Source organism: Saccharothrix coeruleofusca (genome assembly GCF_017876325.1).
GTDB classification, from domain to species: domain Bacteria; phylum Actinomycetota; class Actinomycetes; order Mycobacteriales; family Pseudonocardiaceae; genus Actinosynnema; species Actinosynnema coeruleofuscum.
The window spans coordinates 378,713-394,159 of record NZ_JAGINV010000001.1 but is presented as its reverse complement, the minus strand read 5'-3'; the positions used below and the strand labels follow the sequence as shown (position 1 = coordinate 394,159).

Below are 15,447 nucleotides of genomic sequence, written 5' to 3'. Positions count from 1 at the left end.
GGGACCACCTGTGACAACGATCGGGATCATCGGCGCGGGCGAGGTCGGCAGCCAGATCGCCCGCGCCGCGCTGGCCAACGGCTGCGAAGTCGTCATCGCCAACTCGCGGGGCCCCGAGACCCTGGCGGACCTCATCGCCGAACTGGGGCCGCGCGCCCGCGCCGCGCGCGCCGCCGAGGCCGCCGCGGCAGGCGACTTCGCCGTCGTGGCCGTGCCCCTCAAGCTCGTCAACGACATGCCGGTCGACGAGCTCGCGGGCAAGGTCGTCCTGGACACGAACAACTACATGGCCTGGCGCGACGGCCGCTTCGAGGTCGTCGAATCGGGCGAGAAGACGGTGCACGAGCTGCGCCAGGAGCAGCTGCCCGCGTCGAGGGTCGTCAAGGCGTTCACCCACATCCAGGCTCCCCGCATCACCACCGCGGGGCGCCCCCGTGGGGCTCCCGACCGGCTGGCGCTCTCGGCTTCCAGCGACTTCCCCGAAGCCGTCGAGCTGGTGACGCGGCTGTACGACCAGTTCGGTTTCGACACCGTGGACAACAGCCCGCTGAGCGAGTCCTGGCGCACCGCTCCCGGCCAGCCCGCCTGGATCGCGCACGCCCACCAGACCCGCGAGGAGCTGATCGCCAACCTGGCCAGAGCGCGACGCCCGCTCTGACGACGACGGCCCGGACCGCTGAGCGGTCCGGGCCGTCGTGGCTGGTCGGCTCAGAGAGCGGGGAACCAGAGCTTGATCTCGCGCTCGGCCGACTCCGGCGAGTCCGACCCGTGCACCAGGTTGAACTGCACCTCCAGGCCGAAGTCGCCGCGGATCGTGCCCGGCGTCGCCTTCTCCACCGGGTCCGTGCCACCGGCCAGCTGGCGGAACGCCGCGATCGCCCGCGGCCCCTCCACCACCGCCGCCACCAGCGGACCACCGGTGATGAACTCGACCAGGTCGTTGTAGAAGCTCTTGCCGTCGTGCTCGGCGTAGTGCTGCTCGGCGGTCGCGCGGTCCACGGTGCGCAGCTCCAGCGCGGCCAGCTTCAGGCCCTTGCGCTCGATGCGGGAGATCACCTCGCCGACCAGTCCACGGCTGACGCCATCGGGCTTGACCAGGACCAGGGTGCGCTCGCTCACGGCCGTCGGTACTCCTTCGGAACAGGGGATGTGGCGCACAAGGGTAGCCGGGGCCGTCGAACCGCTGCCCCCCCACGTGGACAGTCGTCGGCGTGTGCAAGTACTACCCGTACCGCCTCGTCGCGCGTGTAACTACTCCCCGCACTGATGGGCGGGTAGTAGTTAACGGCTCTCTCCGACGGGTCGGGTAGTACTTGCACGCGTATGCGGGTCGCTGGTGGTCAGCGCTCCAGGACCACCACCGACCTGGGCGGCACCGTGACCGCGCCGCCGCCGATGCTCGCCCGGCGGGCGTCCGCGCTCAGCTCGTGAGCCCGCCACTCCCCTGCCGCCGCCACGGTCTTCTCCACCGGGAACGGGTTGATCACGACCAGGACGCCGCCCCGCGCCGGGTCCACGTCCGGGCCCACCGTGTCGTCCAGGTGCGCCACCACCAGACCCGCCTCGGCCACCGGGAACGACAGCTTGGCCTGCACCAGGTCCGCGTCGTTGAGCGTGAACAGCGGCGACGAGCGCCTGATCCGCAGCAGCTCCAGGGTGTCGGCCAGCGCGGCGCGCAGGTGCTCGCCCGACGGCTTCAGCGCCGGGTCGGCCAGCAGCGGCGCGGCGAACGGCCACTTGTCCCGGTTGTCGGCGGCGGGCGGCAGGCCCCGGCCGAAGCCGTTGTCGCGCAACGACGGGTCGTAGCGGTTGAACCAGTCGCCCGAGTCGTAGCTGTTGCGGTCCAGCGACTTCGACCGCATGAACTCGCTGCCCGCGTGCAGGAGCGGCTGCCCCTGCCCGAGCAGCACCGGGGCCAGCGCGACCTTCTGCATCCGCACCCGGTCGGCCATCGACGTGCCCACCGGCAGCTTGTAGGTCTGCGCGTCGAACAGGGTCTCGTTGTCGTGGGCGTCGACGTAGGTGATCACGTCGGCGGGCCCGCCCGCGTAGCCGGCCGGGGAGCCGTTGTACCGCACGTCCCGGCCCGTGACGACGCCGCCTGCGGTGGACTGGAACCGGTAGGCGGCCATGTTCCCGGCCATGCCGAGCTTCACCAGGTCGCTGTGGTTGGCCAGCCGGGCCGCCACGTCGCCGTTGGCGGGCGTGCCGTTGAGGTCGCCCGCCAGACCGGAGCCCAGGCCCTGCACGCGCGGGTCCTCGTCGAACGGGCCGCCGCCGCGCACCGCGTCGCGCAGGCGGTCGCTGAACGTGCCGATGCCGGTGCCCGCCATGTTCGCCTGCGTCGCCTGGACGAACCGGGCGTTGCCCGCGACCTCGCCGAAGTCCCAGCCCTCGCCGTAAACGCGGATCTTGCGCCCGTCCACGCCGTCCCGCTCCACGGTCAGCGCGTCCAGCGCCGCCCGCACGGCGAGGATGTTGGCCTTGGGGTGGTGGCCCATCAGGTCGAACCGGAAACCGTCCACTTTGTACGTCCGCGCCCAGCGCACCACCGAATCCACGACGAGCTTGCCCATCATGGCGTTCTCGGGCGCGGTGTTGGCGCAGCACGTGGAGTTCGCGATGGCGCCGTCGGCGTCGAGCCGGTGGTAGTAGCCCGGCACGACCTTGTCCAGCACGGAGGTCGCCGCGTCACCGGCCGCCGCGGTGTGGTTGTAGACCACGTCCACGACCACGCGGTTTCCGTTGTCGTGCAACGCCTTCACCATCTCGCGGTACTGCTTGTTGCGCGCCCACCCGGTCTGCGCGTCCTCGGTGGCGTAGGAGCCCTCGGGCACGTCGTAGTGGAACGGGTCGTAGCCCCAGTTGAAGCCGTCCTGCCCCGCGACGGCCGTCACGCACTCCTGCTGGGCGGGCGAGTCGGCGGGCAGCGACGGCAGGTCGCACGCCGGAGTGCGCTGGTCGGCGCGCCGCTCGGGGATGGTGGCGATGTCGAACGTCGGCAGCAGGTGCACGGTGTCCAGCCCCGCCGACGCCAGCGAGCGCAGGTGCGCCATGCCGGTGGAGTCCCGGTGCGTGAACGCGCGGTAGGTGCCGCGATCGGCCTCGGGCACGGACGTGTCGCCGATGGAGAAGTCCCGCACGTGCAACTCGGTGATGCCGTGCTCGGTCGGGTTCGCGCCCAAGCCCGTGGCGACGTGCTGCCGCCAGTCCGCGGGCATCGTGCGGCTGTCGGAGAGGTCCGCGAACTGCGAGTGGGTCGAGTTCACCGCCAGCGCCACGGAGTACGGGTCGGTGACCACGACCGTGCGGCCCGCCGTGGTGACCTCGTACTGGTAGTAGCGGTCCTTCCACGGCCCCGAGGCCGCCCACGAGCCGGAGGCGTCGTCGCGACGCAGGTCCACCACGCGGGTCGGCTCACCGGCGGGCCGGTCGAACAGCCGCAGCTTCACCGAGGACGCGGTGGGCGCCCACAGCCGCGCGGTGACCTGGTCGCCGCTGAAGGACGGGCCGTAGACCAGCTTCGACGCGGCGGCGGCGAACCGGTCATCCAGCACGCCCGCGATCTGCACGCCGGTCCGGTGCAGCAGACCACCTCCCGCGTCGACGTGCACGGCGGACAGCGCGCCGCGCAGCGCCTCGTCGACCCGGTCGGTGTCGCGGACCCGGAACACCGGCTTGCCGCGCAGGTGCGGGAAGTTCTCCGGCACCGCCGCCGAGTCCGGGGTCAGCCGCAGCACCTTGCCGCCGTACTCCAACCGGTAGCCGTCGGAACGCGCCACCGGCACGTCCCACACCACCAGCTCTCCGGTGACCCAGATGGCCTTGGCCTTGCTCAGGTCGTCGTCCACGGCCGGTCCTCCCGAGGGTGGCAGCACGTAGGAGGCCGCCCCGTCCGGCTTGACCGAGCCCGAGACGTACCAGACCTCGTGGCCGGTGCCGGTGACGTCGAGGAACTGGTCCGGGCCGGGGTCCTTGGCGTCCCCGCGGTGGATGATGTTGCTCAGCCCCGGCGCGCCCGGCGCCAGCGGCACCGACCACAGCACGCCGAACCCGTCACGGCCGTCCGGCACGCGCGACTGGTTCCAGCCGGGGCTGGGCTCCAGCGACCCGGTCCAGTGGTACAGCGTCCAGTCGGTGTAGTCGCCGTCGGGCCGGTGGTAGTGGATCACCGCGTGGTTCCGCGCCGCCGCCCGCGTCGGGTACGCCTTCGGATCGCCCGGCTTCACCCACGCCTGCCCGGCGGTGCGCCCGGACGCCTCCACGGTGTCCCCGCGCACCACGGAGAAGTCCACCGGGGCGGACGCCGGAACGCGCGCGGTGGAGCCGTCGAACGGGTGGTCCTGCCCGGCCGCGCGCACCGCCAGGCCGGTCGTGTCGCCCTCGTGGTGCACGAGGACCTGCCCGGTGGCCGCCACCTCGCTCGCGTGCACGGCGGGCTGCCCCTGCTCCAGCCACACCTGCGGGGTGGCACGAGGGTCGACGAACCGGTCGGCGGTGGTGTCCTTCTCATCGCCCTTGTGCACGACGATCCCGACCTGCTCGGCTCCCGGCTTCAGCTTCACCCACGCGAACCGGCCGTACGCCGTCTCGCCCGCGAACGGCAGCGGCTGCTGCCACGTCGGCTCGCTCGCCACATCGCCCCACACGTGCAGGCCCCAGCCGTCGTAGTCGCCCTCGGGCCGGTTGTAGTGCACGACCAGCCAGTCCGGGCTGCGCGTGCCGGGCTGGTCGACCGGCGGCGCGGCGACCAGGGCCACCCGCGCGCCGTCCGCGCCCAGCGCTCCCCCGGAGTCCTTGACCACGACGCGGAGCTCGACCTGCTTGCCCACCGCCGCGCCGGGCAGCCGCGCCAGGTCGGCGAACACCCGGTGGGGCGCGGCGTCGTCGGTGCCCAGCACCGTCCACTCGCGGCCGCCCTCGACCTTGGCGGCGAACGTCGCCTGGGCGAACGGCGCGGTGATGCCGTCCGCGCGCAGCTCCACCCGGTCGTCGAGCACGGTTCCGGTCGCGGGCGCGACCAGCGTCGGCGTCGGCGTGGCCGCGCCCAGACGGCCCGTGCCCTCGAACACCAGCGCGGACAGCGGCGGCACGGTCACCCGAGCCTTCCCGTCCGCGCCGCGCGAGACCCGCTCGCCCGCCGAAGGCCACACCCGGCGCAGCGCCGAGGCGCCCACCGGCACGTCGACCGTCGCCGCCGCCGTGCCCGCGTTGGCCACCACGAGGTGCTCCACCCGGTCGCGCGCGGACGTGCGGGTGAACGCCAGCACGTCGCCCTGCGCGTAGCGCAGCTGCTGGTTCCCCTCGCGCCACACCGGGTCCGAGTCGGCGAACTCCGCCAGCGACGCGAGCTGCCGGTACAGCGGGTGGTCGGTGCGGAAGTTGTCCTGCGCGCCCGTGCGGTCGCTGCCCACCAGGTCCTCGGCCGCGTACTCGGGCGTCCTGCTGGCGAACATGTCCTGCCTGGCCGCCTTGTCCCCGCCGCCGCCCGCGAAGCCCTGCTCGTCGCCGTAGTAGACGACGGGGTTGCCGCGCCACAGGTACATCAGCGCGTTGCCCAGCTCCATCCGGTCCAGCAGCTCGGCCTCGGCCACACCGGGCCGGTTCTGCCGGATCATCCACCCGATCCGGCCCATGTCGTGGTTGCCCAGGAAAGTCGGCAGCGACGAGGCGTTGGAGTCCGCGTCGGTGTACCGGTCGTCGCCCAGCAGCACGTCGGCCAGCCGCGACGCGCCGCGACCGGACAGGAACTCCGCCGCGCCGCTCTGGAACGGGAAGTCCAGCGCGGCCTGCATCCGCCCGGTGGTGGTGTACTCGGAGGTGAACGCCGGATCGGCGTCGAAGACCTCGCCGAACACGAAGAAGTCCTTCTTGCCGCGCTGCGCGGCGTACGCCTTCACGTGCGGCGCGAGCGCCTGCCAGAACTCCATGTTCACGTGCTTGACGGTGTCCACGCGGTAGCCGTCGATGCCCAGCGTGTCGATCCAGCTGGTGAAGATCCGCTTCATCCCGGCGACCACGCGCGGGTGCTCGGTCATCAGGTCGTCCAGGCCGGCGAAGTCGCCGTACTCGGCGGACTCGCCGCTGAAGGTCGAATCGCCCCGGTTGTGGTAGAGCGTCGGGTCGTTGAGCCAGTCCGGCGTCTTCCCGGTGGCCTGGTCGACCACCGGCGTGTACGGGAAGGAGGTCTTCGCGTCGAGCTCCGGGAAGTCCCGCTGCCCGGCCACCGCGGCGAGGTCGAACGGCTTGCCGTCGGCGTCGAGGTAGGGCGCGGCACCGGTGCTGACGTAGTCGTGCGCGCCCTCGGCGTAGTCGATGAGGTCGGCGGTGTGGTTGGCGACGATGTCGAAGAAGACCTTGATGCCGCGCCGGTGCGCGTCCTGGATCAGCCGCCGCATCTCGTTGGTGGTGCCGAAGTGCGGGTCGAGCCGGGTGAAGTCGGTGGTCCAGTAGCCGTGGTAGCCGGCCGAGGCGTCCGCGCCGGTGCCCTGCACCCAGCGGTTGCGGAACACGGGGGTCATCCAGATCGCGGTGATCCCCATGCCGTCGAGGTAGTCGAGCTTGTCACGCAGGCCCTTGAGGTCGCCGCCGTGGTAGAAGCCCCGGTCGGTGGGGTCGAAGCCGGTCCTGAGCCGGTCCGGGTCGGTGCTGCCGCCCCGGTCGTTGCGCGGGTCGCCGTTGGCGAACCGGTCGGGCATGACGAAGTAGAACCGCTCGCCCGCCAGGTCGGCGCGCAGCGCGTCCTTGGCCAGCGCGCGGTCGCCGTCGCGGACGCCGGGGGCGAGGTCGGTCACCGCCCCGACGGCGAGCCGTTCGGTGGACGGGGCCGCCCCGGCGGGCGGTGGCAGGAACGGCACAACGGCCATGGCGATGAACGCGGCGACGGCCCGACGCATCGCGCGACCTCCTTGTCGCAAGAACTTGCAGCCCAACCCGGCGCAACACCGGTTCAGGGCACCGAACCACGACAATCCGGGCCGAACAAGCCCTCAAAGACCGCAAATCCTTGCAACTTCTTCCAGAAGCCGCATCTGCAAGTACTACCCGCCCCCTCCTGCATGGCAGCTAACTACCACCAGCCCCGGCGAGCAGCAGTTGAGCGCCCGGAGAGGGGCATCGGGTAGTACTTGCAGGCGCGGCGGCGGTTACGCCGAGTGGCGTTGCTCTCACGTTATGCAGCTAGGAAGATGGGGGCTCCAGACCAACGGAGGTCCTGCATGCGAGTCCGGGGATTCCTGCTCACCCTGATGTTGCTGGTCAACCTCTTGGTCACGTTGCCCGCCACGGCGACGGCCACGCCCACCAAGTCTGGCGCGTGGGTGGTCCGCGAGGAGCAGCTCAGCGACCGCCTGCTCGAACTGACCGTTCACTCCACCGCCGTGGGCCGGGACGTGGGCGTGCGCCTGCTCCTGCCACCGGACTGGCGCAAGCACCCGCGCCGCGACTGGCCCACGCTGTACCTGCTGCACGGCTGCTGCGACGGCGACACCGGCTACCGGTCATGGACCGACAAGACCGACGTCACCGAGCTGACCTCGCGCACGAACGTGCTGGTGGTGATGCCGGAAGCCGGTCCGACCGGGTTCTACTCGAACTGGCTGTCCGGCCCGAAGTGGGAGACCTTCCACCTCACCGAGCTGCGCGGGCTGCTGGAACGCGAGTACCGCTCCGGCCACCGCCGGGCCGTCGCGGGCCTGTCGATGGGCGGCTTCGGCGCGCTGTCCTACGCCGCGCGGCACCCCGGCTTCTTCCGGGCGGCGGCGTCCTACAGCGGCCTGGTGCACACCACCGCCAACCCGGACGTGGTCGAGTGGGTGCTGAGCACCCTGGGTGACGACCCCGACGCGCTGTGGGGCGACCCGGTCACCCACGCCCGGATCTGGGCCGCGCACAACCCGTACGACCTGGCCAAGCGGCTGCGCGGCATCCCGGTGTACATCTCCAGCGGCAACGGCGAGCCCGGCCCGCTGGACCCGCCGGACGCCGAGTTCGACTCCCTGGAGCAGATCCTCAACGAGCAGTCGGCGGCCGTGGTCGACCGCCTGCGCGCCGAGCACGTCCGGGTCCACGCGGATCTTTACGGGCCGGGCAGGCACATCTGGCCCTACTGGGAACGCGCCCTGCACCGGTCGCTGCCGATGCTGGTGGGCGCGATCACCTGACCAGCCCCGCCATCCGCACCGGCAAGTACTACCCGCCCCACCAGAACGGGCCGCTAACTACTACCCGTCCACCGGGGCGGGTAGTAGTTATGCGCCCCTCGGGGCTCTACGGGTAGTACTTGCCGACGCGGCGGGAGATCACCTGGCCGGGCGGAGCGTCTTCGACCACAGCGAAACGCCCGCGCTGTCGCGCAGCCACACCGTCAGCTCCCCGCTGCGGCCGTCCACCTCCACCTCGCCGAAGTGCTGGAACCCCTCCAGCGGCGAGGTGTTCGCCGCCGGAGGGGCGTGCACGAACACCGCCTCCGGGCCGAACGTCGGGTCCAGCGCGTTGGGCCCGAACGCGCCCGCGTGCAGCGGACCGGACACGAACTCCCAGAACGGGTCGAAGTCCTGCACCGCCGCGCGCTGCGGCGAGTAGTGGTGGGCCGCGGTGTAGTGCACGTCGGCGGTCAGCCACACGGTGTTGCGCACCTTGCGCCGCTGGATCTCCCGCAGCACCCACGCCAGCTCGTGCTCACGCCCGCCCGGCGCGCCCGGCAGCCCGTTGGCCACGCCCTCGATGTCCGCGCCGTCCGGCACGGTCAGGCCGATGGGCAGGTCCGCGGCGATGACCTTCCACGTCGCCCGGCTGCGCTGCAGCGACTCGACCAGCCAGCGGGCCTGCCGCTCCCCCAGCACGCGGCCGACGCCGTCGCGCGGCGAGGTGTTGGCGTCCTTATACGAGCGCATGTCCAGGATGAAGACCTCGACGTGCGGGCCGTAGGAGAACTTGCGGTACACCCGGCCGTCCACGGCGCGGGTCGGGTCGACCGGCTGCCACTCGTGGAAGGCCCGGAACGCCCGCGCAGCCAGCACGTCCACCCGCTTCTCGGTGTACTGCGGCAGGTCCAAGATCTCGCCGGGGTACCAGTTGTTGGTCACCTCGTGGTCGTCCCACTGCACGAACGCGGGCACCGAGGCGGCGAACTCGCGGAACTTCGGGTCCAGCAGGTTGTAGGCGAACTGGCCGCGGTACTCGTCCAGGGTCTCGGCGACCTTGAGCTTCTCCGGCGTGACGACGTTGCGCCACACCCGCCCGTCGGGCAGCGTCACCTTCTCCTGCATCGGCCCGTCCGCGTAGACGGTGTCCCCGCTGTGGATGAAGAAATCGGGCCTGCGGGCGGCCATCGTGCCGAAGATCGGCATCCCGCCCAGGTCGGGGTTGCTGCCCCAGCCCTGCCCCGCGACGTCACCGGACCAGGTGAACCGCACGGTCTCGCGGCCCAGCGGCGCGGTGCGGAAGCTGCCCACCACTGCCTCGCTACGGGTGCGGCCGTCCAGGTCCTCGGCGACCACCCGGTAGTGCACCCGGCGGCCCGGCGGCAGGCCACGCAGCCGCAGCTTGCCGGTGCCGCCCGTCTCCGGCGTCAGCAGCGGCCCGCGCAGCTTGCGCGCGCCGCGGAACGACGGGTCGGCGGAGACCTCGACCAGCATCCGCGACGGCCGGTCCGCCCGCGTCCACACCAGGGCACCGTCGGAGGCCACGTCGCCGGACTGCACGCCGTGGGTCAGCACCGGCCGGTTGCCGTGCGCCAGCGCGACACCCGCGGGCAGCAGCGCCGCGGCCGTGCCGATCGTCCCGGCGCGCAGCAGCGTCCGCCGGTTCACCACACCTTCGCTCATGCCCGGTTTCTAACCGGCACGGACTAACTGCGGGTGAACGGCCGCCACCGACCGGGCGACCAACCTCCGGCCAACCGGCTGAGGATCAGACCAGGCCCGCTTCGTGGGCGAGGATCGCGGCCTGCACGCGGTTGGCCAGGTCCAGGCGGGTGAGGATGGTGCTCACGTGGCCTTTGACGGTGCCCTCCACGAGGTTGAGACGGGTCGCGATCTGGGCGTTGGACAGTCCCGCCGCGAGCAGCGACAGGACTTCCCGCTCGCGCGGGGTCAGCATGTCGGTCCTGGCCCGCGCGGTGGTGGCGCGGGTCAAGGCGCCCGCGCGGAGCTGGCCGATCACCCGTGCCGCCGCTTTCGGCGCCAGGTAGGCGCCGCCGCCCGCCACCGCGTGGACGCCCGCCACCAGTTCGCGCGGGTCGCCGGACTTGAGCAGGAAGCCCGCCGCCCCGCCGTCGAGGGCTCTCGCCAGGTACTCGTCGTCGCCGAACGTGGTCAGGATCGCCACCGCCGCCGAAGGGGCCACCGCGGCGATCTCGACGGCGGCGGCCAGGCCGTCCAGCACGGGCATCCGGATGTCGAGCAGCACCACGTCCGGCCGGTGCGCGATGGCCAGGTCCACGGCTTCCCTGCCGTTCACCGCCTCGGCCACCACGGTGATGTCCGGGTCGGTGGCGAGGATGGTCCGCACCCCGGCCCGGATCATGGCCTCGTCGTCGGCGAGCAGTACCCGGATCACGACTCCCCCGTGTGCGGCAGTGTGGCGGTGACCCGGAACGCGCCGTCGTCCTGGTCGACCTCGAACGTCCCGCCGACCAGCCGCACCCGTTCCCGCAACGCGGTCAGGCCCGCCCGTGCGCCCGCACCGCGCCGTGCGCCCGGCCGCACCGCGTTGGTCACGGCCACCGTCGTCGCGTTCCCCGTGTTCGCCACCCGGACCCGCACGGCCGCGCCGGGGGCGTGCTTGGTCGCGTTGGTCAGCGCTTCCCGGACGACCCGGTGGGCGGTCAGCCCGGTCAACGGCGGCAGCTCCGCCGGGCCGGTCCAGTCCAGGGTCGCCACCACGCCCGCCCGAGCGACCCGGTCCACCAGGGCCCGGACGTCCTCCGACGCAGGGTGCAGCGGGACGGGTTCGCCCTGCCGCAGGACGGTGACGAGGTCGGCCAGGCGTTCGGTCGCGGTCGCGGCGGCGACCCGCAGGTCCGCCACGGCCGCCCGGTGGTGCTCGGCGAGGTCCGGTGCCAGCTCCAGGGCGCCCGCGCGCAACGCCAGCAGGCTGAGCTCGTGCCCCAGCGTGTCGTGCACGTCGTGCGCGATGAGGGTGCGCTCCCGCAGGTGCTCGCGTTCCACGGCGGCAGCCGCCAGATCCGCCTGCTGCCGGGCCGAACGGCCGACCAGCCACGGCAGCGCCACGGCCAACGCCACGACCAGCGGACCTGTCGTCCAAGCGCTCACGTCGACCAGGCCCGACGGGACCGCCACGACCGCGCACGCCACCACAGCGGGCACGACGCGGGCCGATCGCCGTCCGGCCAGGGAGCTGGTCACGGCCAGCGCCGCGCCGAGGGCGACGCTCCACGGCGGCACGGCGTCGCCCACCACCAGCGGTATCGCCTGGGCGGCCACCGCGCACACGGCCAGGGACGCGGACGGTGACAGGACGAGCAGCCCCAGGGCCGACGCGGGGGCCAGGAGCGCGCAGGCGTACGCCCAACCGCTCATGTCGGCGCGGGACAGCGCCACGACCGTCAGCAACGCCACCAGCAGGGCCACCGACCACCGCGGGATCCCCATCACGATCATCGATGCTACCCGCCCGCGACCTGCGAGGACGTGCGCAACCTCAGCAGTGCCACCGCGCGGGTGACGAGCACGGAGGCGTTCAGGACGCTCGACACGAGCAGCCACGTGACCAGGGCTGGGGAGAAGTGGACGAGCTGTGCCCGCGAGATGTCCCGGCCACCGAACACCGCCCCCGTCAGGTCGGGCAGCATCACCAGCACGACCAGCGGGACGACGCGGGGCAGCAGCCGGAGCACCTGCTGCCACAAGGCGCGGCGCGGAACCCACCTGGCGCTGCGCCGCAGGGCGAGGACGCCCAGCACCAGGCTCGACAAGGTCAACGCGGCCAGGACCAGGTCGGTGATCAGCCGCGGCGAGGAGTCGGGATCCGGGGCACCTCCTTCCAGGAGCGTGGCCAGACCGTCCTCCAACTGACCGGTGCCCTCGTTGCCCAGCGAGACACCGCTGTTGGCCATCACCGCGATGCCGTGGCCGGAGGGCAGCAGCAGTTGGCCCGCTGAGTAGGTGAACCAGATCCCGCTGTGCCGCACACGTCCGCCGTCGGCGGTGTTCCAGCCCATCCCGTACGTCCAGCGCGGGTCCGACGAGGTGTGCATGGCCTTGATGCCCTCCGGGGACAGCAGCCTCGTGCCGTCGGCGGCCCGCCCGCCGTTGGACTGCACGACCAGCCACCGCGCCATGTCCTCCGCCGTGGTGATCACGTCGTCCGAGCCCGCCAGGAAGCGCTCGGGCTCGGTCACGGGGACGGACACGCCGTAGGCGTAGACGTGGCCCTTCGCCAAGCCGCCCGGCGCTCGGGTGATCGTGGTCGTCGATCTCATGCCCGCCGGTTCGAACACGTGGCGGCGCAGGTAGTCGGCGTACGGCTCGCCGCTGACCTGCTCGACCAGCCGCGCGGCCAGGTGGTAGTTCGTGTTCGTGTAGTGGTGCTCGGTGCCGGGTTCCGCGGCCAGCGTCGCGCCGTTGGCGCGCACCACGGCCTCGGCCGGGGAGTGCGGCTGCGGCAGGCTCTTCTCCGGCAACGTGCCGTCGGTGATCCCGGACGTCTGGTCGAGCAGCCTGCGGACCGTGATGCCCGCGCCGCGCGGGTCGGCCAGCCGGAAATCCGGGAGGTGGTCGGCCACCGGATCGTCCAACGCCAGCTTCCCCCGCTCGACCAGCTGCATGACGGCCATCGCGGTGAACGACTTGCTGACCGACGCCACCGGCATGGGGGTCGTCGGGGTCATCCCGGAGCCGTCGGAACTCCGGCCGTAGCCCGCGAGGTGCACGACCCGGTCCCCCCTGGTGATCGCGACGGCGACGCCGGGGTAGCCCGCGTTCTCGGCGAACTCCGTCACGAAGCGGTCCATCGCGGCGCTGTCCGGCTCCCCCGCTGCCGCCGCGTTCGGCGTGAGGACGGCGACCAACGCGACCGCCGCCACCACCGGATGCCAATGCTTCACAGCGCACTCCCGATCGTCCCGTCCACGACATCGGTGACGCTACGAATTCCGGGAGTGGGAGACAGGACCCGAAAGGAAGGGTGGAGCCCTGACTTTCGTCAGAGCTTCGGCGACGCGGTCGTTCAGCGGCTGTCCGGCGCGACCCTGACCACGACCTTGCCCCGGTTGTCGCCGCGGAAGATCCGCTCCAGCGCTTCCGGCGCGCGTTCCAGGCCGTCCACGACGACCCGCGCGTGGGTCAGGCGGCCGTCGGCGAGGCGGGCGGCCAGTTCGGCGGTGATCCCGTCGTAGCGGTCGGCGTGGTCGCTGACCAGGAAGCCGCGGATGGTGGCGCGCTGCTCCAGCACCTCGACCACGTTGCGCAGCCCGTGCCGCTGGGCGGGGTCGGCGCTGTAGTCGGCGATCATCCCGCACAGCGCGATGCGCGCACCGGTGTTGATGCGGGTGAGCAGGTGGTCGAGGACTTCGCCGCCCGCGTTCTCCACGTCCGCGTCGACGCCGTCCGGGGTGGCCGCGTCGAACTGGTCGCGCCAGTCCGGCGAGCGCCGGTCCACGCAGGCGTCGAAGCCGAGTTCCTCGACGACGTAGCGGCACTTCTCCCGCCCGCCCGCGATGCCGACCACGCGGGCGCCGCGCTCCTTGACCAGCTGGCCCGCGATCGAGCCTACCGCGCCACCGGCAGCGGAGACCACGACCGTGTCGCCGGGGCGCGGGTCGGCGATCTCCACGGCGAGCCAGGCGGTGATGCCGGTCATGCCGAGCACGCCGAGGAGGTCCTCCGGCGCGGCGGGCAGCGGGTCGGGCAGCACGGCGAACGGTCCCTCCAGCACCGCGTCGTCGGCGACCTGGTAGTCCTGCCACCCGGTCCAGCCCAGCACGTGCGCGCCGACCGGCAGGTCCGCGCGGCGCGAGTCGACGACCCGGCCGATGCCCACGCCCCGCATCACCTCGCCGATGCCGACCGGTGGCAGGTCGCTGCGGATGTCGCTCATGAACACGCGGCTCACCGGGTCCACGGACAGCACCAGCGTGCGGACGAGCGCCTGGCCGTCGGCCAGCGGCGCGAGGTCCTCCTCCACCAGCTCCAGCGGTGCCCGCCCGGCCGGGTCCTCGGGACGGTGGCGCAGCCGGAACGCGCGGTTGGGCAGCGCGGTCATGGTGTTCCCCTTCGCTCGCGCCCACTGGTTCGGGGCGTTCGTGGCGAGTCTGGGCCGGGCGGGGGTGGTGACACCGGGTACCGGCGTGCCATCGAGGGGTACGGATCAGCCAACGCGCGTCGGCTCGCGGTGCCGCAGCCGGTACTCGTGCGGGGAGGTGCCGTGCACGGCGCGGAAGGTCCGGTTGAGGTGGCTGGTGTCGAAGAAGCCCCAGCGCCTGGCGAGCGCCTCGACGGTGTCCTCGCCGGTCAGCAGGTCCTCGCTCACCCTGCCGATCCGCTTGGCGCGCAGCACGCCGGTGAGGGTGCTGCCGTGCTCGGCGAACAGCCGGGCGAGGGTGCGCACCGAGATGCCGTGCGCCGCGGCCACCGACTCGGCCGACAGGTCACCGCGGCCGAGGTGGGTGTCCAGGTAGCGCTCGACCGCGGCCCACCGGGCAGGCCGCACGGCCTGCGGGTCCAGCGGCGTGGCCGGGCTCAGCGCCCCCCACACCAGTTCCATCAGTGCGTTGCGGGCGGCCACGACAGCAGGTCCGGTCAACGCGGGCAGCGTCGCGTCCAGGGCGTCGAGGTAGCCGGTGAGCAGGTGCACCGCGGGCACCCGGTCGGGCAGCGGGTCTCCGGCGACCAGCGGGCAACCCACTTCGACGAGGCCCCGGCGCGGCACGACGACGCTGCGCGTGGCGATCGGGCCGGGTGCGGTGAACCGGGCCGGGCGACCGCTGTCCCACAGCACGGCGTCCCCGGCCTTCAACAACCACGTTCGCCCGTCCTGCTCGAACAGCTCCTCGCCCTCGCGCACGATGCGCACCACGAGGAAGTCGCCGTCGGTCGCCGCGATCTGCCGCCTGCCGCGCACCCCGCTCACCGGCCCGGACGACCGGTCGACCAGCACGACTTCGCCCAACCGGTGCTGTCGGACCTCGGCCCGGACTCCCTCCGCACCCGCTGCCCGCCGCACCGCCCAGGGCAGCCAGGAGTCGGACAGGAGGTCGTCGTTGTCCCACACCGGATTCACTCTAAGCGATCGAGCTGTCGCCAAGCGGCGTCAACGGCTCCGGCAGCGCGGGTAACCGCTTGCCAGGGCCGGCACGATGGCCGCGTGATCACCTGTCGAAAGGCCGATGCCGCGTAAGCGACCGGGCGCCTTGCGCGCCGAGCGCTCCCGTCCCGAGGGCTTCCCGGCGAGTGGGCACCTGCCGGGGCTCTCCCACCGCACCAC

Annotated in this window: 10 protein-coding genes; 2 read left to right on the top strand and 8 right to left on the bottom strand. The window is 72.7% G+C overall.

The genetic code is table 11. The annotated features are described in order from the left end of the window. Window positions 1-10 precede the first annotated feature (10 nt). Window positions 11-658, top strand: a complete 648-nt coding sequence (locus tag JOF41_RS01900) for an NADPH-dependent F420 reductase (RefSeq protein ID WP_209615668.1) — start codon at window positions 11-13, stop codon at window positions 656-658. A gap of 50 nt (window positions 659-708) precedes the next feature. Here JOF41_RS01900 and ndk read toward each other — a convergent pair whose 3' ends face one another. Beyond that, window positions 709-1,119, bottom strand: coding sequence for a nucleoside-diphosphate kinase (gene ndk / locus JOF41_RS01895; RefSeq protein WP_189222123.1), 411 nt, complete (start codon window positions 1,117-1,119; stop codon window positions 709-711). A 221-nt stretch (window positions 1,120-1,340) separates the two neighbouring features. Next, window positions 1,341-6,896 (bottom strand): pullulanase-type alpha-1,6-glucosidase, encoded by a 5,556-nt coding sequence (gene pulA / locus JOF41_RS01890; protein WP_209615665.1) that lies wholly within the window; start codon window positions 6,894-6,896, stop codon window positions 1,341-1,343. A gap of 321 nt (window positions 6,897-7,217) precedes the next feature. Here pulA and JOF41_RS01885 point away from each other — a divergent pair, with 321 nt between their 5' ends. After that, window positions 7,218-8,162, top strand: coding sequence for an alpha/beta hydrolase (locus JOF41_RS01885; RefSeq protein WP_209615662.1), 945 nt, complete (start codon window positions 7,218-7,220; stop codon window positions 8,160-8,162). 138 nt (window positions 8,163-8,300) lie between these two features. On the opposite strand, the gene JOF41_RS01880 is transcribed toward JOF41_RS01885, so the two are convergent. From JOF41_RS01880 to JOF41_RS01855, 6 genes are all read right to left on the bottom strand, one after another. Beyond that, a complete protein-coding gene (locus tag JOF41_RS01880; RefSeq protein WP_209615659.1) occupies window positions 8,301-9,827 on the bottom strand; it encodes an alkaline phosphatase D family protein in 1,527 nt (508 codons plus the stop codon). An 85-nt stretch (window positions 9,828-9,912) separates the two neighbouring features. Further along, window positions 9,913-10,560, bottom strand: coding sequence for a response regulator (locus JOF41_RS01875; RefSeq protein ID WP_189222127.1), 648 nt, complete (start codon window positions 10,558-10,560; stop codon window positions 9,913-9,915). Next, a complete protein-coding gene (locus JOF41_RS01870; protein WP_244989929.1) occupies window positions 10,557-11,615 on the bottom strand; it encodes a sensor histidine kinase in 1,059 nt (352 codons plus the stop codon). The genes JOF41_RS01875 and JOF41_RS01870 overlap by 4 nt, the downstream gene beginning before the upstream one ends. 14 nt (window positions 11,616-11,629) lie before the next feature. Beyond that, on the bottom strand, window positions 11,630-13,069 hold the full coding sequence (locus JOF41_RS01865; RefSeq protein WP_307867174.1) for a serine hydrolase domain-containing protein: 1,440 nt from the start codon (window positions 13,067-13,069) through the stop codon (window positions 11,630-11,632). A 122-nt stretch (window positions 13,070-13,191) separates the two neighbouring features. Beyond that, window positions 13,192-14,226 carry an NADP-dependent oxidoreductase gene (locus JOF41_RS01860; RefSeq protein ID WP_209615657.1) on the bottom strand — a complete coding sequence of 345 codons (1,035 nt, stop codon included), beginning with the start codon at window positions 14,224-14,226 and terminating at the stop codon, window positions 13,192-13,194. A gap of 105 nt (window positions 14,227-14,331) precedes the next feature. Further along, the gene (locus JOF41_RS01855) at window positions 14,332-15,234 is read right to left on the bottom strand and encodes a helix-turn-helix domain-containing protein (RefSeq protein ID WP_209615654.1); all 903 of its coding nucleotides are present in this window, start codon (window positions 15,232-15,234) and stop codon (window positions 14,332-14,334) included. Window positions 15,235-15,447 lie beyond the last annotated feature (213 nt).

Bases quoted from the DNA above. Each gene is read 5' to 3' on its own strand.
- pulA (WP_209615665.1), bottom strand. From the start codon at position 6,896: ATGCGTCGGGCCGTCGCCGCGTTCATCGCCATGGCCGTTGTGCCGTTC.
- JOF41_RS01885 (WP_209615662.1), top strand. From the start codon at position 7,218: ATGCGAGTCCGGGGATTCCTGCTCACCCTGATGTTGCTGGTCAACCTC.
- JOF41_RS01880 (WP_209615659.1), bottom strand. From the start codon at position 9,827: ATGAGCGAAGGTGTGGTGAACCGGCGGACGCTGCTGCGCGCCGGGACG.
- JOF41_RS01870 (WP_244989929.1), bottom strand. From the start codon at position 11,615: ATGGGGATCCCGCGGTGGTCGGTGGCCCTGCTGGTGGCGTTGCTGACG.
- JOF41_RS01860 (WP_209615657.1), bottom strand. From the start codon at position 14,226: ATGACCGCGCTGCCCAACCGCGCGTTCCGGCTGCGCCACCGTCCCGAG.